16 protein-coding genes are annotated in these 20,991 nt (G+C 63.7%); 5 read left to right on the top strand and 11 right to left on the bottom strand.

Annotated elements, in window-relative coordinates; translation table 11 throughout:
• Positions 1-10: 10 nt before the first annotated feature.
• Complete coding sequence (serS, locus tag BM154_RS18850) at positions 11-1,288, top strand: serine--tRNA ligase (RefSeq protein ID WP_074887747.1); 1,278 nt, start codon at positions 11-13, stop codon at positions 1,286-1,288.
• A gap of 104 nt (positions 1,289-1,392) precedes the next feature.
• Complete coding sequence (cysG, locus tag BM154_RS18855) at positions 1,393-2,790, top strand: siroheme synthase CysG (RefSeq protein WP_074887751.1); 1,398 nt, start codon at positions 1,393-1,395, stop codon at positions 2,788-2,790.
• A gap of 135 nt (positions 2,791-2,925) precedes the next feature.
• Here the strand turns inward: cysG and BM154_RS18860 are convergent, their stop codons facing one another.
• From BM154_RS18860 to BM154_RS18890, 7 genes are all read right to left on the bottom strand, one after another.
• Positions 2,926-3,927: a TRAP transporter substrate-binding protein gene (locus BM154_RS18860; RefSeq protein WP_074887756.1), complete on the bottom strand. Its 1,002-nt coding sequence runs from the start codon at positions 3,925-3,927 to the stop codon at positions 2,926-2,928.
• Positions 3,928-4,101: 174 nt separating this feature from the next.
• Positions 4,102-5,388 (bottom strand): glycosyltransferase, encoded by a 1,287-nt coding sequence (locus tag BM154_RS18865; RefSeq protein WP_074887759.1) that lies wholly within the window; start codon positions 5,386-5,388, stop codon positions 4,102-4,104.
• A gap of 6 nt (positions 5,389-5,394) precedes the next feature.
• Positions 5,395-5,892 carry a disulfide bond formation protein B gene (locus BM154_RS18870; protein WP_074887760.1) on the bottom strand — a complete coding sequence of 166 codons (498 nt, stop codon included), beginning with the start codon at positions 5,890-5,892 and terminating at the stop codon, positions 5,395-5,397.
• Between the two features lie 291 nt (positions 5,893-6,183).
• Positions 6,184-7,596: an efflux transporter outer membrane subunit gene (locus BM154_RS18875; protein ID WP_425272840.1), complete on the bottom strand. Its 1,413-nt coding sequence runs from the start codon at positions 7,594-7,596 to the stop codon at positions 6,184-6,186.
• The gene (locus tag BM154_RS18880) at positions 7,593-10,766 is read right to left on the bottom strand and encodes an efflux RND transporter permease subunit (protein ID WP_074887763.1); all 3,174 of its coding nucleotides are present in this window, start codon (positions 10,764-10,766) and stop codon (positions 7,593-7,595) included. Before BM154_RS18880 ends, BM154_RS18875 begins: the two co-directional genes overlap by 4 nt.
• A 97-nt stretch (positions 10,767-10,863) precedes the next feature.
• Positions 10,864-12,084, bottom strand: a complete 1,221-nt coding sequence (gene mexE, locus BM154_RS18885) for a multidrug efflux RND transporter periplasmic adaptor subunit MexE (protein WP_074887766.1) — start codon at positions 12,082-12,084, stop codon at positions 10,864-10,866.
• 174 nt (positions 12,085-12,258) lie between these two features.
• Entirely contained in the window at positions 12,259-13,176 is a 918-nt protein-coding gene (locus tag BM154_RS18890) for a LysR family transcriptional regulator (RefSeq protein ID WP_074887769.1), read from the bottom strand.
• Positions 13,177-13,418: 242 nt separating this feature from the next.
• On the opposite strand from BM154_RS18890, the gene BM154_RS18895 reads away from it, so the two are divergent.
• Positions 13,419-14,435: a zinc-dependent alcohol dehydrogenase family protein gene (locus tag BM154_RS18895; RefSeq protein ID WP_074887770.1), complete on the top strand. Its 1,017-nt coding sequence runs from the start codon at positions 13,419-13,421 to the stop codon at positions 14,433-14,435.
• A gap of 114 nt (positions 14,436-14,549) precedes the next feature.
• Here BM154_RS18895 and gntR read toward each other — a convergent pair whose 3' ends face one another.
• Positions 14,550-15,575, bottom strand: a complete 1,026-nt coding sequence (gene gntR / locus BM154_RS18900) for an HTH-type transcriptional regulator GntR (RefSeq protein ID WP_074888732.1) — start codon at positions 15,573-15,575, stop codon at positions 14,550-14,552.
• Between the two features lie 193 nt (positions 15,576-15,768).
• Between gntR and BM154_RS18905 the strand changes: the two genes are divergently transcribed.
• Entirely contained in the window at positions 15,769-16,290 is a 522-nt protein-coding gene (locus BM154_RS18905; protein ID WP_074887773.1) for a gluconokinase, read from the top strand.
• A 125-nt stretch (positions 16,291-16,415) separates the two neighbouring features.
• On the top strand, positions 16,416-17,792 hold the full coding sequence (locus tag BM154_RS18910) for a GntP family permease (protein WP_074887776.1): 1,377 nt from the start codon (positions 16,416-16,418) through the stop codon (positions 17,790-17,792).
• A gap of 594 nt (positions 17,793-18,386) precedes the next feature.
• Here BM154_RS18910 and BM154_RS18915 read toward each other — a convergent pair.
• The 3 genes from BM154_RS18915 to BM154_RS18925 form a co-directional block, all read right to left on the bottom strand.
• Entirely contained in the window at positions 18,387-19,094 is a 708-nt protein-coding gene (locus BM154_RS18915; RefSeq protein WP_074887779.1) for a GntR family transcriptional regulator, read from the bottom strand.
• Between the two features lie 117 nt (positions 19,095-19,211).
• The gene (locus tag BM154_RS18920; RefSeq protein ID WP_083414611.1) at positions 19,212-19,919 is read right to left on the bottom strand and encodes a GntR family transcriptional regulator; all 708 of its coding nucleotides are present in this window, start codon (positions 19,917-19,919) and stop codon (positions 19,212-19,214) included.
• Between the two features lie 41 nt (positions 19,920-19,960).
• Positions 19,961-20,989 (bottom strand): proline racemase family protein, encoded by a 1,029-nt coding sequence (locus tag BM154_RS18925; RefSeq protein WP_074887782.1) that lies wholly within the window; start codon positions 20,987-20,989, stop codon positions 19,961-19,963.
• Positions 20,990-20,991 lie beyond the last annotated feature (2 nt).

A 20,991-nucleotide genomic window follows, 5' to 3' on the forward strand; every position in this document is an offset into this window, starting at 1 on the left:
AGAACCTGAAATGCTCGATTCCAAACTGGTGCGCAGCCAACTGCACGATATTGCCCAGCGTCTGGCCACCCGTGGCTATGAACTGGACGTGACCCGCGTCGAAGCCCTCGAGGCCCAGCGCAAGTCCGTTCAGACCCGCACCGAGCAACTGCAGGCCGAGCGCAACAGTCGATCCAAGTCCATCGGCCAGGCCAAGCAGCGCGGCGAAGACATCGCCCCCCTGCTGGCCGACGTCGACCGCATGGGCAGTGAGCTGGAAGAGGGCAAGCGCGAACTGGACGCCATCCAGGTCGAACTCGACAACCTGCTGCTGAGCATTCCCAACCTGCCGGATGAATCCGTGCCGGTCGGTGCCGATGAAGACGACAACGTCGAAGTGCGTCGCTGGGGCACCCCGAAGACCTTCGACTTCCCTGTTCAGGATCACGTCAGCCTCGGCGAACAGCACGGCTGGCTGGATTTCGAAACCGCCGCCAAGTTGTCCGGCGCGCGTTTCGCCCTGTTGCGCGGCCCGATCGCCCGTCTGCATCGCGCCCTGGCGCAGTTCATGATCAACCTGCACACCGCCGAGCACGGTTACGAAGAAGCCTACACCCCATACCTGGTGCAGGCACCGGCGCTGCAGGGTACCGGTCAGTTGCCGAAGTTCGAGGAAGACCTGTTCAAGATCAGCCGCGAAGGCGAGGCCGACTTCTACCTGATTCCAACCGCCGAAGTGTCGCTGACCAACATCGTCGCCGGTGAAATCATCGATGCCAAGCAACTGCCGTTGAAGTTCGTCGCCCACACGCCGTGCTTCCGCAGCGAGGCCGGCGCCTCGGGCCGTGACACCCGCGGCATGATCCGCCAGCACCAGTTCGACAAGGTCGAGATGGTCCACGTGGTCGAGCCGGGCAAGTCCTTCGAAGCGCTGGAAGAGCTGACCGGCCACGCCGAGAAGGTGCTGCAGCTGCTCGAACTGCCGTACCGCGTGCTGGCCCTGTGCACCGGCGACATGGGCTTCAGCGCCACCAAGACCTACGACCTGGAAGTCTGGGTGCCGAGCCAGGACAAGTACCGCGAGATTTCCTCCTGCTCAAACTGTGGCGACTTCCAGGCGCGCCGCATGCAGGCCCGTTACCGTAATCCGGAAACCGGCAAGCCCGAGCTGCTGCACACCCTCAACGGCTCCGGCCTGGCAGTGGGCCGTACCCTGGTTGCCGTGCTGGAGAACTACCAGCAGGCTGACGGCAGCATCCGCGTGCCTGAAGTGCTCAAGCCGTACATGGGTGGCATCGAGGTCATCTGAGCCGCTGCACCGCGCGTGTTGCAGCTCCGTGCCGAATCAGGCCCCGCATCAGGGGCCTCTCTATTTCATACGTCGCCGATCGGGTGACTGAGACGGGCCTCGCTATGGACTTCCTTCCCCTGTTCCATAAATTGCAGAACCGCCGCGTGCTGGTGGTGGGCGGTGGCGAAATCGCCTTGCGCAAGGCACGGCTGCTGGCCGATGCCGGCGGTACGCTGCGGGTGGTGTCGCCCGACGTGGGCAGCGAATTGCGTGAACTGGTCGAGGAGGGGGCAGGGGAGCTGCTGCTGCGTGGCTATGAAGCAGGCGATCTGCAGGGTGTGTCGCTGGTCATCGCCGCGACCGACGACGTGCCGCTCAACGCGCTGATTTCCGAGCAGGCCCAGGCCCTCGGTATTCCGGTCAACGTGGTAGACGCGCCGGCGCTTTGCAGCGTGATCTTCCCGGCCATCGTCGATCGTTCGCCGCTGATCGTCGCGGTCAGCAGCGGCGGTGATGCGCCGGTGCTGGCCCGCCTGATTCGCGCCAAGATCGAAACCTGGATCCCCGCTACTTACGGTCAGTTGGCCGGGTTGGCGAAAATTTTTCGCGCCCAGGTCAAGAGCCTGTTTCCGGACGTGCAGCAGCGCCGCGTGTTCTGGGAGGACGTGTTCCAGGGGCCGGTCGCCGAGAGCGCGTTCGCCGGCAAGCTCGGTGAAGCCCGCCGGCTACTGGAAGACAAGATCAATGGCGCCGCGCCCCAGGCCCTTGGCGAGGTGTATCTGGTCGGTGCCGGTCCCGGTGACCCCGATCTGCTGACCTTTCGCGCCCTGCGCCTGATGCAGCAGGCCGACGTAGTGCTCTACGACCGCCTGGTGGCACCGGCCATCGTCGAGCTGTGCCGGCGCGATGCCGAGCGCATCTACGTCGGCAAACGCCGCGCCGATCACGCCGTGCCCCAGGAGCAGATCAACCAGCGCCTGATCGACCTGGCCAAGTCCGGCAAGCGGGTGCTGCGCCTCAAGGGCGGTGATCCGTTCATCTTTGGCCGTGGCGGTGAGGAGATCGAGCAGCTGGCGGCCCACGGTATTCCCTTCCAGGTCGTACCGGGTATCACCGCCGCCAGTGGCTGTTCGGCCTACGCCGGCATTCCGCTGACGCACCGTGACCATGCGCAGTCGGTGCGCTTCGTCACCGGCCACCTGAAGGATGGCAGTGCCGATCTGCCCTGGTCGGAACTGGTCGCCTCCAGCCAGACGCTGGTGTTCTATATGGGCCTGGTCGGTCTGCCGACCATCTGCCAACAACTGGTCGCCCACGGCCGTGCCGCCAGCACACCGGCGGCACTGATCCAGCAGGGCACTACGGAGAATCAGCGGGTATTCACCGGCACGCTGGCCAACCTTCCCGACCTCGTGGCACGGCATGAGGTGCATGCGCCGACGCTGGTGATCGTTGGCGAAGTGGTCTTGCTACGCGAGAAGTTGGCCTGGTTCGAAGGGGCTCAGCACGCGTCCCAATAGTGGTGTTTTCGTAGCCCGGCATTGAGCGCAGCGATACCCGGGAGCTACTACTGATAGCGCTTCGAACGGGCAGGGACCAATAGCGACTAAAACGAAAGAGGCCCGCGTTATGCGGGCCTCTTTCGTTTGCAGCGATCAGTCGTTGCGCTTGCGGTTGACGGTCTGCGCTGCCTTGATCACGTCGCTGCCGATGTCGGCCTCGAACTGCTGCCATACCGGGCGCATGGCCTCGCGCCAGACCTGTCGCTGCTCCGGTGTGAGGGTGATGATCTGGCTCTTGCCGGAAGCTTCGATACGGCGACGATCGGCCTGGTTGGCCTCTTCGGCCTGGCGGTTCACCGCGTAGGTGACCTCATCGATGATCGCCTCCAGCTCGGTGCGAATCTGGTGAGGGATGCCATACCAGAAGCGCGCGTTGCTGATCAGCATGTAATCGAGCACGCCGTGGTTGGTCTCGGTGATATACGGCTGAACCTCGTGCAGGCGCTGGCTGTAGAGGTTCGACCAGGGGTTTTCCGCGCCCTGCACCTGGCCGCTCTGCAGGCCTTTGTAGACCTCGGCAAAGGGCATCTTCACCGCTTTCGCACCCAGTTGTGCGAACTGGGCGTCCAGCACCTTGGAGTTCTGGATGCGGAAGTTCAGCCCGGCGGCATCGCCTGGCGCGCGCAGGGCCTTGGTCGCCGACATCTGCTTCATGCCGTTGTGCCAATAGGCCAGGCCAACGATGTTCTTGTCTTCCATGGAGCGCAGCAGCTGGCGACCCTTGGCGCGCTTCTGAAAGCGATTCACGGCCTCCAGGTCATCGAACATGAACGGCAGGTCGAAGACCTGCAGTTGCTTGGTGTACTGGTCGAACTTGGCAAGCGACGGGGCCAGCATCTGCACCTCGTTGTTGCGCAGCGCCTCCAGCTCGTTGGCATCGCCGTAGAGCGAAGAATTGGGGTAGACCTCGACCTTCACCTTGCCCTCCAGGCGCTGGTCAACCAGGCGTTGGAACATCAGGGCACCCTGGCCCTTGGGAGTATCGTCCGCTACCACGTGGGACAGCTTGATCACCAGGGTGCTGTCTTGAGCGAAGGCGGTGTAGGAGGTGAGCGTCAGGGCGTAGACAGCCGCGACGGCGATCTTTTTAAGCATGGTGATGACCTTATTATTGTCGACTGTATTTTTCGGTCGGGCGCCGGTTGGCGGCAGCGCCCAGGGCAATCGTCTAGCATTGTAGGCGAAGTCTACTGCAATCATGGCGCCATATATGTGACGGCCTTCCTAGCCGCACCAGGATATCTGGCAAAAGCCCTGTATAAGCGCATTTCAGCTGCTAACTGCATTCTTGGCGGCAATCCATTGGGACATGTAGCGGGTGCTCTTGTGCTGGTGATGCCTGAGCATGGCACCGACGAAATTCATCTGGCGATGCTGCTCGCGGGTGGCCAGCAGACGCTCCAGCCTGGCAAGCAGTTCGGCCCCAAGCCGCTGCCGATCGAAGCGTGACCGCAACAGGTCGGCGGCATGGGCACGCGCCCGGGACCAGGCATTGGTATCCTCATGAAGCTGTACGGCGGCATCGGCGAACTGTTCGGCGGTGTCGACTATATGGCCCGGCCAGGGCAGCGCGCCGTGCATGCCTTCGCTGCCGATCGCGGTGGTCACGCTGGGCGTGCCGCAGGCCATGGCATCGGCCAGCTTGCCCTTGATACCCGCGCCAAAACGCAGCGGCGCCAGGCAAACCCGGGCCTGAGCCATCACCCGGTGGGCATCGTCGGCCCAGCCCAGCACATGAAAACCCTGTTTGGGGTTGTGCAGCGCCGTGGCCTTGGGCGGCGGATAGGCGCCGTAGACATGCAACTGAGCCTGGGGCAGGCGGGCGCGAACCAGCGGCCACAAAGCGTTCTTGAGCCACAGCACGGCATCCCAGTTGGGCGCGTGGCGGAAGTTGCCGATACTCAGGAAGTGTTCGCGCTTGCTGAAGGGCAAGTCATCCTGCGTGGGCGGGATAAGCATCAGGGCACAGTCGTGGAGCAGGCTTGGCGGCACCCCGAACTGCTCCTGCAGCAACTGCATCTCGAACTCGGAAATCATCAGCGTGAGATCGCAACGATAGATCGCTGCGACCTCGCGCTGGGCCATGTCGCTGGCTGCCATGGCGGCATACAACTGCTGCGGCGTGGCGGCTACCGGGCCGATCTGATGGCGCTGCGCTTCGCTGCCGCAGGCCTGCTGGCTGGCCTTGAGCAATGTGTGGCGAGCATCGCGCAGGCAATGCAGGTCACTGGTGTCGAGCACCCGCAGCGCCGCCGGCCAGGCCTGCTCGACCCGCCAGCCGAACTGTTCCTCGGTGAAGAAGCGGTCGAACAGCACCAGGTCCGGCTGCAGCCTCGCCACATAGGCATCGAAACTGTCGCAGTTGAGGGCGACGGCGACTTCCTCGATCTCCAGCTCGGCCAGGTCTGCGCGATGAGTGGACAGCGCCGCGGCGCTGGCGAAGGTCACCTGCCAGCCCTGGCTGCGAAACACCCCGAGCAGTTCCAGCATGCGGCTGCCCGCTGCGGACGAGCGCGGCTCCGGCCACACGTAGCCGATTACCAGTACCTTGCGCATGGCGGTTCAGCGTTTGCCGCGAATGCTGCGCCACAGGGTGACCAGCACCAGGGCGAAGAGGGCGGCGATGCTGACCAGCGTCCACAGGGTGAAGGGCAGGCCGAGAATCTTGTAGTCGTTCATCCCGCACACGCCGCCGCTCATGAACACCCCAGGCCAGTACTCATGCAATGGCAGCACCTGGTAATAAAACGGGAAGGGCGAGCAACTGAAGCTCTCCATGATGCCCAGCTCGATCAGCGTGACATGGGCATTGTCGATCAGCGCCATACCGCTGGCGGCCAGCAACAGCGGCCACAGCAGCACCGCCAGCCAGGTCTGCCGGGCCGCCGATGCAGCGCTGAGCAGCAACGCGATGACGGCAGTCAGGCACAACCACAGGCGGATCTGTACACACAGGGTGCAAGGCTCCCAACCGAATACATGCTGGGCGACCAATGCCCCAGCGAGCATCAGGGCGCTGGCCAGGGCGATCAGCAGCAACAGCGGAGCAGGGCGGGACATGAAATTCTCCAGAATGGGGGCGGGCGACAAGGTGCCGTTTGTACCGGAAGGCGGCCTGCCGGGCAATCGAGGATTCCGATGCAAATCATCATTTTTCGCGTGCAGGCATGACGCCTGCGGCGAGAGCTTCGCCTGAGTGCCATCCGTGGGAGCGCACCATGCGCGCGACATCATGAGCATGCCCCGTTCCCACAACAACAGCGCCGCTCTTTTATGGAACCAAAAAATCCCCGCGCAGAGGGGCATCTGCGCGGGGTACAGGGGCCGATACCGGCCAGGGGGAGGAAACGATCAGGACGCCGGCTGCCAGCCGCCACCCAGTGCCTTGTAGATGGCCACGATGCCCTGATACAGCTCGACCTCGGCCTGGGCCTGGCTGTCTTCGGCGGCCAGGCGTTCACGCTCGGCATCGAGCAGCACCAGAAAGTCGGCGCTGCCTTCGCGGTACTGCAGGGCAGCCTGGGCAGCCGCAGCGCGGCTGGCTTCGGACTGGCGTACCAACGACAGCAGGCGTTGCTGGCGTTTGCCGTAGTCGCTGAAGGCGTTCTCCGATTCTTCCAGGGCCAGCAGCACCTGCTGCTCGTAACTGGCCAGGGCGCCGTCGGCATCCGCTTCGGCACCGCGCAGGCGAGCCCTGACGCTACCCAGGTCGAACGCAGCCCAGCTGATGGTCGGCGCCACACCCCAGGCACGCGCCGCCGAGGAACCCAGTTGCGAGCCGCGCCCGGCGGTAAAGCCGAGGAAGCCGGACAGGCTGACCCGCGGAAACAGATCCGCGGTGGCCACGCCAACCTGGGCAGTGGCCGCTGCCAATTCACGCTCGGCGGCACGCACATCCGGCCGGCGACGCAGCAGCTCGCCCGGATCACCGATCGGCAAGGCCTTGGCAATCGCTGGCAAAGGGCGCGGCGACAGGTCGACGCTGAGCGCATCCGGCCGCTGGCCGAGCAGGGTGGCGATGCGGTTGCGCGCCCGTACCTGCTGCGCCTGCAGCTGCGGCAGGGTCGCTTCGGTAGCGGCCAGGCGAGCATCGGAGCGCAGCACATCCAGCTCGCTGCCCAGGCCCACTTCGCGGCGACGCTCGATGATGTCCCGCGAAGATTGCTGGTTCTCCAAGTCGGAACGGGCGATGCCTTCGCGTAGCTGAGCGCCGCGCAAGGTGCCGTAGGCATCGACCAATTCGGCGATCAGGCTGACCTGCAGTTGCTGATAGTCGGCCTGGGCCACCTCGATCTGCGCTTCGCTGGCCTCCAGTTGCCGCTGAATGCGCCCGAACAGGTCGAGCTCCCAGGCCATGTCCAGGCCCAGGTCATAGCGTTCACTGTTGACCCGCTGCTCGGTGACGCCAGGCTGCTGGGCCTTGCCGATCTCGCTGCTGGCCCGGCTGGTGACCGTGGGCAGGCGATCATTGGCCACATCATCGCGAATCGAGCGGGCGGCGCGCAGACGCGCATAGGCCACGCGCAGCTCGCGGTTATCCTGCAGCGATTGCTCGACCAGCTGATTGAGGGTCGGGTCGTCGAACTGCTGCCACCATTGTGCTTCGAAGCGGGCGGTGTCGTAGCTGCTCTGGGCTGCTTGCGCCGAGACCACAGCGGCGTCCTGGGGCGCCTTATAGTCAGGGCCGACGGCACAGGCACTGACGGCCAATGCCAGAGCCGAGAGCAACAGGGAGCGCGGCAAAAGATTGATCATTGAATTCATGCCTGAACCTCCTGCAGACGAGCCTGTTTGCGCGCCTGGCGTTTTTCCACGAAGGCGCGGATCAGCACGTAGAACACTGGCGTGAGCAGCAGACCGAAGAAGGTCACCCCGAGCATGCCGCTGAACACCGCGACACCCATGGCATGGCGCATTTCCGCACCGGCACCGCTGGACAGTACCAGCGGCACCACGCCCATGATGAAGGCGAAGCTGGTCATCAGAATCGGCCGCAGGCGCAGGCGGCAGGCTTCCAGCACCGCGGCGACGCGATCCAGGCCGTGCTCCTGCTGTTCCTTGGCGAACTCGACGATGAGAATCGCGTTCTTGCACGCCAGCCCCACCAGGACGATCAAGCCGATCTGGGTGAAGATGTTGTTATCACCGCCTGCCAGGATCACCCCGGCGATGGCCGACAGCAGGGTCATCGGCACGATCAGGATCACCGCCAGCGGCAGGCTCCAGCTTTCGTACTGGGCAGCCAGCACCAGGAAGGCCAGCAGCACGCAGAGCGGGAACACGAACAGCGCAGTGTTGCCGGCAAGGATCTGCTGATAGGTCAGCTCGGTCCACTCGAAGCTCATGCCGTTGGGCAGTTCTTCCTTCAACAACTTGGCCATAGCCGCTTCGGCCTGGCCGGAGCTGTAGCCGGGGGCTGCCGCGCCATTGATTTCCGCGGTGATGAAGCCGTTGTAGTGCATCACCCGATCCGGGCCCGAGGTATCGCTGACCTTGACGAAGGTCGACAGCGGGATCATCTCACCGCGGTTGTTGCGCACCTTCAGCTGACCAATCTGCTCGGCCTCCAGGCGGAACTGCTGATCGGCCTGCACGTTGACCTGGTAGGTGCGGCCAAAGCGGTTGAAGTCGTTGGCATACAGCGAACCTAGGTAGACCTGCATGGTGTCGAAGATCTCATCGATGGCCACGCCGTGGGTCTTGGCCTTTTCACGGTCGATATTGGCTTCGACCTGAGGCACGTTGACCTGATAGCTGGTGAACAACCCAGCCAGTTCTGGCACCTGACGGCTCTTGGCGATGATGTTCTGGGTTTCCTTGTACAGCTCGTCATAACCCAGGTTGGCGCGATCCTGAATCTGCACACGGAAGCCGCCGATGGTGCCCAGGCCCATCACCGGTGGTGGCGGGAAGATGGCGATATAGGCTTCCTGAATCCCGGCGAACTGGCCGTTGAGCTCCGCGGCGATGGCGTTGGCGCTCAGCGATGGGTCCTTGCGCTCGTCGAAGTCCTTCAGGGTGACGAACACGATGCCGCTGTTCGGGCTGTTGGTGAACCCGTTGATCGACAACCCGGGGAAGGCCACGGTGTTGGCCACGCCGGGGTGCTTGGCAGCGATATCGGACATGCGCTTGATCACCGCTTCGCTGCGATCCAGGCTGGCGGCATCCGGCAGCTGGGCGAAGGCGACCAGGTACTGCTTGTCCTGGGGCGGCACGAAGCCGGTCGGTGTGCTGGCGAAGCCCAGGTAGGTCAGACCCATCAGGCCGGCATAGACGATCAGGGCAATGCCGCTACCGCGCAATACGCGGCGCACCGTGCCGACGTAACCATTGCTGGCCCGCTCGAACACACGGTTGAACGGGGCGAACAGCCAGCCGCCGAACAGCCGGTCCAGGCCACGGGAGAAGCGATCCTTGGGCTCATGGTGGCCCTTGAGCAGCACCGCGGCCAGGGCCGGCGAAAGGGTCAGGGAGTTGAAGGCCGAGATCACCGTGGAGATGGCGATGGTCAGCGCGAACTGCTGGTAGAACTGCCCGCTAAGGCCGGAAATGAACGCCGTCGGCACGAATACCGCACAGAGCACCAGGGCCGTGGCGACGATGGGGCCGGTAACTTCCTTCATCGCCTGCTTGGTGGCCTCCACGGGCGTTTTGCCAAGCCCGATGTTGCGCTCGACGTTCTCCACCACGACGATGGCGTCGTCCACCACGATGCCGATGGCCAGCACCAGGCCGAACAGCGACAGGGCGTTGAGCGAGAAGCCGAACATGTGCATCACCGCGAAGGTGCCGATCAACGACACCGGCACCGCGGCCAGGGGGATGATCGAGGCGCGCCAGGTCTGCAGGAACAGGATAACCACCAGCACCACCAGCACGATGGCCTCGAGCAGGGTGTGCACCACCGCCTCGATGGAACCGCGCACGAAGATAGTCGGGTCGTAGACGATTTCGTAGTCCACACCCTGGGGGAAGCTCTGCTTCAGCTCGGCCATGCGCTCACGTACCGCATCGGAAATGGCGATGGCGTTGGAGCCCGGGCGCTGGAAGATCGGCATGGCCACGGCGGGCTGGTTGTTGAGCAGAGAGCGCAGGGCGTACTGCTCGGAGCCCAATTCGATTCGGGCGATGTCCTTGAGGCGGGTGATTTCACCGTTTTCGCCGGCACGGATGACGATGTTCTCGAACTCTTCCTCGCTGACCAGGCGGCCCTGGGTGTTGATCGACAGCTGGAAGCTGGTGTCACTGGCAGCGGGCGGCGCGCCCAGGGAGCCGGCGGCGACCTGGCGGTTCTGCTCGCGAATGGCGTTGACCACGTCGGTGGCCGTCAAACCGCGCGAGGCGACCTTGTCCGGGTCCAGCCACACGCGCATCGAGTAGTCACCGAGGCCGAACAGGCGCACGTCACCGACGCCATCCAGACGCGACAGCTCGTCCTTGATGTTCAGGGCGGCGTAGTTGGACAGGTAGAGCATGTCGTAGCTGTTATCCGGCGACGTCAGGTGCACCACCATGGTCATGTCCGGTGAGGCCTTGTCGACCGTCACGCCGAGGCGCTGCACCTCGGTGGGCAGGGTCGGCATGGTGCGCGTCACGCGGTTCTGCACCTGCACCTGGGCGGTATCCAGGTTGGTGCCCAGGGCGAAGGTGATGGTCAGCGTCATGCGCCCGTCGTTGTTGGCCTGGGAGGACATGTACAGCATGCCCTCCACGCCGACGATGGCCTGTTCCAGTGGCGAGGCCACGGTTTCACCTATGACCTTGGGGTTGGCGCCGGGGAAGTTGGCGGTGACCACCACGGTGGGCGGAACCACTTCCGGGTATTCGCTGATCGGCAGCTGGAACAGCGAGATGGCGCCTCCGATCAGGATGATCAGCGACAGCACGGCGGCAAAGATCGGCCGCTGGATGAAGAACTGTGAGAAGTTCATCGTTAATGTCCTTGTGATGCGGGCACAGTCCGGCCTGCCCGCGCCATAGGCGGCGCGAGCAGGTTCTCGGTAGTAAGGTGGAGGGCGAGGCCCGGCGTTACTTGATGCTGACCTTCAGGGGTCCGTCATTGCGCGCCGAGGCCACTGCCTTGCGCTGCTTTTCCAGGGTCGCCAGGGTTTTCTCGTCGGCCATCGGCACGGCTTGCGGGTCCACGGTGCTGCCCGGAATGGCGCGCTGCAGGCCGTTGACCACCACGCGATCACCCTTGGCCAGGCCGCTGCGCACGATGCGCAAGCCTTCCAGCTTCGGCCCCAGCTCAACGGAGCGATAGGCGACCTTGTTGTCGGCGCCGAGCACCAGCACGAACTTCTTGCCTAGGTCAGTGCCGACGGCGACATCCTGAATCAGGGTGGCGTCGTAGGTACTGCTGCCTACCAGCTTCAAACGTGCGTACAGGCCTGGGGTGAAGCGCCCGTCGGCGTTATCGAACACCGCCCGGCCACGGATGGTGCCGGTACGCGGGTTGACCTGGTTGTCGAGAAAGTCCAGCTGGCCCAGGTGCGGGTTGCCTTGTTCATTGGACAGGCCCAGGTACACCGGGCTCTTGCTGCGGCTGTCATGACCGGCTTTGCGCGCCAGCTCGGTGTACTTGAGGAAGGCGCGCTCGTCGGCATCGAAGTAGGCGTAGACCTTGTCAGTGGAAACCAGCGAGGTCAGCAACGATTCGCTGGCGGTGACCAGGTTGCCGGCGGTGACTTCAGCGCGGCTGACACGGCCATCGATGGGCGCAGTCACGCGGGTGAAACTGAGGTTGAGGCGGGCATTGTCCAGCTCGGCCTGAATGCCGACCACTGCCGCCTGGGCCTCCTGGGCGGCGGTCTTGCGCGCATCGGCCAGTTCGGTGGAGATCGCGTTGCCTTCGCGCAAGCGCTCACCACGCTGGGCTTCGCTGCTGGCCCGTAGCTGGTTGGCGCGGGCTTGCTGCAACTGTGCCTCGAGGCGTTTGACCTCGGCCTGGAACGGACGTGGATCGATCTGGAACAGCAGGTCGCCCTTCTTCACCAAGGCGCCTTCGGTGAAGCTCACCTTGTCGATGAAGCCGGACACGCGAGGGCGAATCTGCACCGACTCGGGCGCTTCGAGGCGACCGGTGAATTCGTCCCACTCATTGAGGGGCTGCTCGATGACTTCGGCCACACTGACCTTGGGAGTAGGCATCTGCTGTGCGCTTTCCTGGGTCTTGCCACAGGCCGACAGCATCAGTGCCGCGGTAAGTGCCAGAGGAAATTGCCAGAGCCTTGGATTGGGCTGTTCCATGATTGCGATCCGCCAAGAGGGAGTGATGGAGGCGGATTTTGGTCGCAGCAACATCCAGGAACGAATCGAACGCCACGAAGATAGATATCATCGTGAATGATGATATTACCTGTTGGAATATAAATAGAAAGCTACCTATCTATTTGAGTCTAGCCCTCGGCGCCCATAGCGTTTTCATTCCAGGCTGTCGGGATCACCAAAGAACATCTGGATGCGCGAGCGCAGCCAGCGCTCGGCAGGGTCGTTGTCCTGGGCGCCACGCCAGGCCATGGACATCTCGAAGGTGTTGCTTTCGAACGGCAGGTCCTCGGCCCGCAACCCACCCGCGGCTGTTAGGGTGGCGGCCGTGTAGTCGGGCACCACGGCGATCAGATCGGTACCGGCGAGCAGGGTGCCCAGGCCATTGAACTGCGGCACGGCAAGCACAACCTTGCGGGTGCGATCGAAACGCGCCAGTTGCTCATCGATAAACCCGTTGAGGTCGCCGGCAAACGACACCATCGCATGGGGCCGAGCGCAGTATTCGTCGAGGCTGAGCTTGCCCGGAATGGCGTCGGCGCGCAGTAGCTTGGGCTTGCTGCGGCGCAGGGTCTTGCGCTTGGCGTTGGCCGGCAGCTCCTCGGTGTAACTGACGCCCACCGAGATTTCACCGGAAGCGAGCAGGTTGGGCATCAGCAGGTAGTTGGCGCGACGCACCACCAGCACCACGTTGGGCGCTTCGGAGCGCAAGCGGCGTAGCAGGGCAGGGAGCAGGGCGAACTCGACGTCGTCCGAGAGGCCAACGCGAAATACCGCGGTGCTGGTGGCCGGGTCGAACTCGGAGGCGCGGCTGACGGCGGTGGAGATCGAGTCCAGCGCCGGCGAGAGCAGGGCAAAGATCTCCTGGGCGCGGGCAGTCGGCTCCATGCTGCGCCCGGTACGCACGAACAAGGGGTCATCGAACAGGTTGCGCAGCCGCGACAAGGCGGCACTGATCGCCGGCTGGCCGAGAAACAGCTTCTCGGCCGCACGGGTCACGCTGCGCTCATGCATCAGCGTTTCGAACACGATCAGCAGGTTGAGGTCGAGACGGCGCAGGTCGTTGCGGTTCATCCGGGTTCCAAATGTGCGGGCTTGCCAGAGCGGGACGCTAGTGAGAGCCTTGTCCGCCAATAGTACGAGCACTTGAGCGCATTGGGAAAGACACCGGTATCATTACTATATCCACACGTTCCGGCGGCCTATATCACTGCCAGACATGACGACTATCACTCCTGTCGGGTGGTGCGCACCCAGGGCAGCAGATAAAGTCGAATCCAGTGAATGACCCAATCCGCGATCAGTTGAGGTTGACGATGTCCCGCATGATCCGTTTCCACAAGTTCGGCGACGCCAGCGTATTGCAGTGCGAAGAAGTGCCGACACCCACGCCGAGCGCCGGAGAGGTGCTGGTACGTGTCCAGGCGCTCGGCGTCAGCTGGGGCGACGTGCTGTGGCGCCAGAACCTGGCATCCGAGGAAGCCAAATTACCCTCCGGCGTCGGCTCGGAGCTGGCCGGTATCGTAGAAGCCGTGGGCGAGGGCGTTGACGACCTCGCGGTCGGCACGCCGGTGGCCGCGTTCCCGGCCAATACCCCCAACCGTTACCCGACCTGGGGCGATATGGTGGTGGTGCCGCGCTATGCGCTGACCCGCTACCCGGACGTGCTCAGCCCGGTTGAAGCCAGCATCCATTACACCGGCCTGCTGTTCGCGTATTTCGCAATGGTCGACCTGGCCAAGCTCAAGGCCGGTCAGCACGTGCTGATCACCGAAGCCTGCCACTGCCTGGCACCCCAGTCCGTACAGCTGGCCAAGGCGCTGGGTGCAAATGTCATCGTCTCGACCAGTGTGCCGGGTAGCCGTGAGTTCCTGCGCGAGCTGGGGGCCGACAAGATCATCTTCACCGAAGAGCAGGACCTGGTGCTAGAGGTCGAGCGCTACACCGAAGGCAAGGGCGCCGAAGTGATCCTCGACCACTGCGCCGGCCAGCAGCTCAAGCTGCTCGGTGACGTGGCCGCTACCCGGGGCAAGTTGATTCTCTACGGCCTCAACGGTGGCAATGACACCGCGTTTCCCGCCTGCGCCGCGTTCAAGAAACACCTGCAGTTCTTCCGCCACTGCGTGCTCGACTTCACCGGGCATTCGGAATTGGGCATCGAGCAGGATCACGCCGCCGTGCAGCGCGCCCTGGATCATATCAACATGCTCACCGCCGATGGCCTGCTCAAGCCGCGGATCGACAAGACCTTCGCTTTCGAGGAGTTCGCCGAGTCGCATCGCTACATGGAGGCCTGCCCCGAGCGTGGACGCGTCGCCTTGACCCTCGAGTGACTCACCCTGAACCAGAAAAGCCCGGTAGATACCGGGCTTTTTTATGGGGCTGACACTTCCCTGTGTCAGTGTGCAGCATGCCGCCCAAGCATTGCGATTTGATGAACCCGGCGGCTAGCTGCTCTCGCGCACCCGCAGTTCGAAACCCAGGTCGACGTGGGGCGTCGCGGCACTGCCATCGAGCATCTTCAGCAACAGGTTGGCGGCCTCGCGGCCCACTTCCGTGCGCGGCGTATGGATCGACGACAGCCGCGGCACGGTGTGCGCCGAAGCCGGCAGATCATTGAAACCGACCATCGCCACGCGCCCCGGCACCTCCATCTCGCAGCGCTGTGCTTCGAACAGCGCGCCTTGGGCCAGGTCGTCGTTGCAGAAGAAGATGCCGTCGACATCCGGATGGCGCTGCATCAAATCGCGAAACAGCTGGCAGCCCAGGCCGATGGACGAGGGCAGGGGATGCAGCAGCTCCAGGGCCGGGTCGTAGAAGCCGGCGGCCTGCAAGGCGCGGCGAAACCCTTCACCGCGCTGCATCACCCGCGGGTCCAGCTGGGCCGCCACATAGGCTAGCCGCTTGCGACCTTGCTGCAGCAGATGCCTGGCCGCGGCTTCACCGGCCGCCTGCTGGGAAAACCCGACGCTGGCGATACCCGGCGCATCGCTCAACTCCATCATGTGCACGCAGGGAATACGGCTGGCGCTGAGCAGATGCCGCGTGCCTTCGGTGCGGTCGAAGCCAGTCAACAGCATGCCCATCGGTCGGTACGGCAGGTAGTTGCGCACCAGCCGTTCTTCCTCGTCCCGGCAGTAGTGGTAATCGCCAATCAGTACCTCGATACCGCGCGGGCGCATCACTTCGTGGATGGCTTCCAAAGGTTCGATGAACAGCTGGTTGGACAGCGACGGAATCAACACCACCACGGACGTGCTACGGGCCGAGGCCAGCATGCGGGCCGCCGGGTTGGCCACATAGCCCAGCTCGTCGGCCGCCTTGCGCACACGCTCGGCGAGATCGGTGCCCACCGTAGCCACGCCGCGTAGCGCCCGCGAAGCCGTGATGGTCGATACCCCTGCGCGCTCGGCGACCTCTGCCAGGGTGGGCATGCCTAGGGTGCGGGAGTTGCTGTGCGTCGGAGATTTCATCGCCAGGGGGTTGTCATCGGCCGGAAGTGCTGGGTAAGGTAGCGCTGTCTCGAAGGCTTGGCAATTGAGCATCTTGCGCTCTCAAGCCTGGAGCAGCAGTAACCGGCGATATAACAGTTACAACATCTGAAGCCGCTGTCTTGCATAGGTTTTATCCGCCAAAGATAGCGCTGTCTTCTGCTGGAGTTGCACAATGAATAAACCGATAACCGCAGTGGTCGTCATGGGCGTGTCCGGGTGTGGCAAGAGCTGCGTCGGAGAATCTATCGCCAATCATGTCGGCGGTTACCTGATCGAAGGTGACCAGTTTCATCCGCCCGCCAACATCGAGAAGATGAGCGCCGGGATTCCCCTCAATGACGACGACCGTGCCGATTGGCTGGCCCGCCTGGGTCAGGAGCTGGTCAGCGCGCTGGAAACCCACGCCCACCCGGTACTGACCTGCTCGTCGCTCAAGCGCAAATACCGCGACCGGCTGCGCGAAGCCGTGCCCGGCCTGGGCTTCGTGTTTCTCGAGCTGTCCCGTGAGGAGGCGGCGCAACGCGTTGGTAATCGCCCAGGTCACTTCATGCCGGCCAGCCTTATCGACAGCCAGTTCGCCACCCTGGAACCGCCCCATGGCGAGCCTTCCACGCTGGCGCTGGATGCCACGCAACCCATCGATACCCTTGGCCGCAAGGCCGCTGACTGGTGGCGGGCCAACGACGCTCGTTAACCGTGCACCCCATGCATCTCCCATAACAAAGACAAGTGGAGGCGACATGAATACCAAACATCGGGCTGAGCTGTACCGCACCCCCTTTAATCACCCGGCAGCCGGCATAGAGGAGGGCGCTCACCATGAATGAGGTGACCACCACCCTTGGTGCCGGGCCACTGCTGTCCATCGCTGCCGGCGCCGTCCTGCTGCTGTTGCTGATGATCATCCGCTTCCGCCTGCACGCCTTCCTGGCTCTGGTGCTGGTGAGCATCTTCACGGCACTGGCGACGCAGATTCCCTTCGACAAGATCGTCCCGACACTGCTCGGCGGCTTCGGCACCACGCTCGCGGCGGTGGCCTTGCTGGTTGGCCTTGGCGCGATGATCGGGCGCCTGCTGGAAATCACCGGCGGCGCCCAGGTGCTTGCAGACACGCTGATCAACAAGTTCGGTGAACAGCGGGCGCCATTCGCATTGGGCGTGGCCTCGTTGCTGTTCGGCTTTCCGATCTTCTTTGACGCTGGCCTGGTGGTCATGCTGCCGATCATCTTCAGCGTGGCCAAACGTTTTGGTGGCTCGACGCTGACCTACGCACTGCCTGCCGCAGGTGCCTTCGCTGCCATGCATGCGCTGGTTCCGCCACACCCCGGCCCGGTTGCGGCGGCAGAATTGCTGGGGGCCAACATTGGCCTGCTGGTGCTGGTCGGCGCCGTGATTGCCTTGCCTACCTGGTACTTTGGCGGCTATGTGTTTGGCAAATGGGCCGGCAAACGCTTCGACCTCAAGCTGCCGGCCAGCTTCCTGACCGATGTGCCGCGCGACGAAAACGTGACACCGCCGCGGTTCTCACTGGTATTGACCATTCTCCTGCTGCCGCTGGCGCTGATCTTCCTGGATACCGGCCTCAACACGCTGACCGTCATAGGCGCGGTGGATGGCGGCAGCAACTGGGTGCAGTTCCTGCGCATGCTCGGTAAAACCCCGGTGGCGCTGCTGATTACCGTACTGTTCGCGCTGATCGCCTTCAGCGGCCGGCACAGCGGCAAGCACCTCGAGAAAGTCTGTGATGGTGCGCTCGGGCCGATCTGCTCGATCATTCTGGTTACCGGGGCAGGGGGCATGTTCGGCGGTGTGCTGCGCACCAGCGGCATTGGTGACGCCCTGGCGGACACACTCTCGGATACCGGCATGCCGGTCATTGTCGCGGCCTTCGTGATCTCCGCGGCGCTGCGCGTAGCTCAGGGATCGGCAACCGTCGCCCTGACCACCACGGCAGCCTTGGTGGCGCCAATGGTCGCGGCGACCGCAGGCCTTAGCGAGTTCGATCTGTGCTTTATCGTGGTCGCCATCGCCGGTGGCGCGACGGTGCTGTCCCACGTCAACGACTCGGGCTTCTGGCTGGTCAGCCGTTTCCTGGAAATGGACGAGAAGACCACGCTGAAAACCTGGACGGTGATGGAAACGTTGCTCGGCGGCATCGCCTTCATCTTGGCGGTCATTGGCAGCCTGATCCTGTAGCGTGTAAGGCCGATGCCGTCATGGCGACGGCATCGGTGCGGGATTACACACCGTTCCAGATCTGGAACAACCCGGCAGCTTCATCTGGTGCCTTACGCGGCGCCAGATCCTGACGAACGACCCGGGATATTTCTCAGGCACAACGCGAACTGAAAGCAAGGCGCCAGCCGCGGCATCTTTGACAGCGATATCTGCAAAGTCGTCCAAGCACCGTGCGCGCGCACATTGAGAGCATCTTTCGCAAAACTAAAGCGTTCGGCATGAGCAGCGGCCACTTTGAAGGGACTGACGATTACGAAGTGAGTTTTGCAGCAGATGGTCACGAGAATCTGGCGGGAGAACAGCTGGCATCAGCCAACACATAACTTCGCATAATGTATATTATGTTAAATTAAGTATTCTAGATTGATCCACGCCAGACCAACCTGTGCCGTTTGCCCCACTCAGCAACACCAAATCCTGATCCTCTGGCAATTTTCTCCTCGTCGTTTCTGCTGCTGTCGAAAGCTGGCATCAGGTACGAGAAAACGCGCCCCTTCCTTGGGGAGATTTTCTTGGTTGATAGCCATCGCCTGCGAACTTGGCGTCATTGAATTAGCTAATGGTTATGTTCGCCGTCAGGTTCTGCTGCATGAAATCCAGGAACCGGCGCTGGAACAGCATCGTGTGCTCGTGTGCGGCGGTCTCGGCGGCATCGGCGTCGCGGGCGGCGATGGCCTCGACGAGCTCTTCGTGATCGCGGCCCAGACCCGACGAGCTGGCGGTGCTGATGATGAAGTCGAAATGCAGGTGCAGCAGGCGCTGCCCCTCACCCAGCAGCCGCTCGTAGTAGCGGGTCAGGTACGGATTCTTGCCGGCCTGGGCAATTTTCAGGTGCAGCGCCTTGTTCAGTTCGGTCATGGCCTGGAAGTCGCCCTTGGAGATCGACGCCATGTAGGCATCCTCGGCAGCACGGATGCGTTGCATGTCTTCATCGGTACGTTGCAAGGCGGCAAGCCGGGTGACCGCACGCTGGATCAGGTCCAGCGCCGCCACGTAGTTGGGGAACTCCTCGATCTCGAACGGTGTGACCAGGGTGGTGCGATTCGGCAGGATGGTGACCAGCCCCTCCGTGATCAGCCGCGCCAGGGCATCGCGCACCGGCGAGCGGGAAAGGCCGAACTGTGCGGCCAGCGACACCTCGTCGAGTTGCGAGCCCGGCTTGAGTTTCAGGGTGAGTATCTGCTTGCGCAGCTCTTCGTAGATGTAACGCCCGCCATGTCGGCGCCCGTTGCTTTCGGGTTCTACTGCATCGTTGCTCATCGGTGGTTCCTGACAGTGCCTGGGCCCGGCAGCGCAGCCGGCGAATGCTGCCAAGAGTACCCCATGGTCGCGACGCCGAACCATCGGCCGGCGCCGTGCAGCGCGAAGAGATCGCCGCTAGCGAATCGAGACGCCCTGGGTGAGGTTCTGCTTCATGAATTCCAGAAAGCGATCACGAAACAGCATGGTGTGCTCGTGGGAAGCCCGTTCGGCCAGGTCCGCCTGGCGGTTGGCGATGGCGTCGATGATGCCGTCATGGTCCTGCTCGGCACTGCTGAGCCCCTGCGAGCTGACGATGAAGTCGAACTGCAGGTGCAGCAGGCGTTGGCCCTCGCCCAGCAGCTTTTCGTAGTAGCGGGTGAAATAGGGGTTGTGCCCTGCCCTGGCGATCTCCAGGTGGAAGGCCTTGTTCAACTCGGACATGGCCTCGAAGCTACCCTTTCCCAGCGCCTCGACATAGGCGCCATTGGCCTGACGAATGCGCTGCAGGTCCTGCTCGGTGTGGTTCAGCGCCGCCAGTCGGGTTACCGCGCGCTGGGTCAGGTCCAGCGCGGCGATATAGTCGGGAAACGCCTCGATCTCGAAGGGCGTGACCAGCAGGGTGCGATTGGGCAGGATGCTCACCAGCCCCTCGCTGATCAGCCGTGCCAGGGCATCGCGCACCGGCGAACGGGACAGCTTGAACTGCGTCGCCAGCGAGACCTCGTCCAACTGCGCACCGGGCTTGAGTTGCAAGGTAAGGATCTGCCGGCGCAGCGCCTCGTAGATATAGCGACCGCCGTGGCGCCTGGCGCTGCCTTGCGCTTCGATCTCGATTACGCCCATGGCGCTGCTCCGCAGGTTCGGACGGGCCGGCTGTCACGCACTCACTGGGCGAAGGCCGGGCCCCAGGTATCGCTGAGCATGAAACCTGCGGCCAGGGGGTCGTCCGGGTCCACTCCCAGTTGCTGGATGCCGTAGATCCAGGCGCGCCCGGTGATGCGCGGCAACACCGCAGGCCGGCCACCGACCTCGCAGTGCCCCAGAAGCTGCACCTGGAACTCGCCGCCGATGGTGGAGCGCGAGACCAGTTGCGCGCCCTCCTCGACCAGGCCCCGTGCCGCCAGGGTGGCCAGGTTGGCCGAACTGCCGGTACCGCAGGGCGAGCGGTCGACGCGCCCCGGTGGCAAGGTGGTGCAGGTCTGGTAGGTGCGGTCATCCAGGCGGTTGCGGAACATCACATAAGCCACTTCGTCGAGCGCGGCGAACAGCGGGTGCTGCACGCTGACCTGGCGGTTGATCAATTCCTTCAGCGCCACGCCGGCGGCGGCCAGCTCGCGGGCGTGCTGCGGGGCGATGCTCAGGCCCACCTGTTCCACGTCGACCAGGGCGTAGTACACGCCGCCAAAGGCAATATCGGCCTTGATGGTGCCGAATGCCTCGGTGTCGATGGCCAGGTCCAGGTGTTCGACGAACGACGGCACCATGTCCAGCGACACGCTCAGGCAGCGCCCGTCCGCGCACTGCGCGCGGGCGGTGACGAGGCCGGCCGGGGTGTCCAGCACCACGCTGGTTTCCGGCTCCTGCATCGGCAGCATGCCCAGTTCCAGCAACGCGGTGACCACGCAGATACAGTTGCTGCCGGACATCGGGTGGGCCTTGTCTGCCTGCAGCACGATGAAGCCGGCCTGCGCTTCCGGCCGGGTCGGCGGCAGCAGCAGGTTGACCGACATCTGCAGGCAGCCGCGTGGCTCCAGCGTCACCAGGCGGCGCAGGCTGTCGTCCACCTGGTTGATATGGTTCATCTTGTCCAGCATGGTCTCGCCGGGGATGCCGATCACGCCTGCGGTAATGACCTTGCCGATCTCACCCTCGCAGTGCACGTCCACCAGTTGCAGCGTTTTCTTCCAGCGCATGG

Source organism: Phytopseudomonas argentinensis (genome assembly GCF_900113905.1).
Lineage (GTDB): Bacteria > Pseudomonadota > Gammaproteobacteria > Pseudomonadales > Pseudomonadaceae > Aquipseudomonas > Aquipseudomonas argentinensis.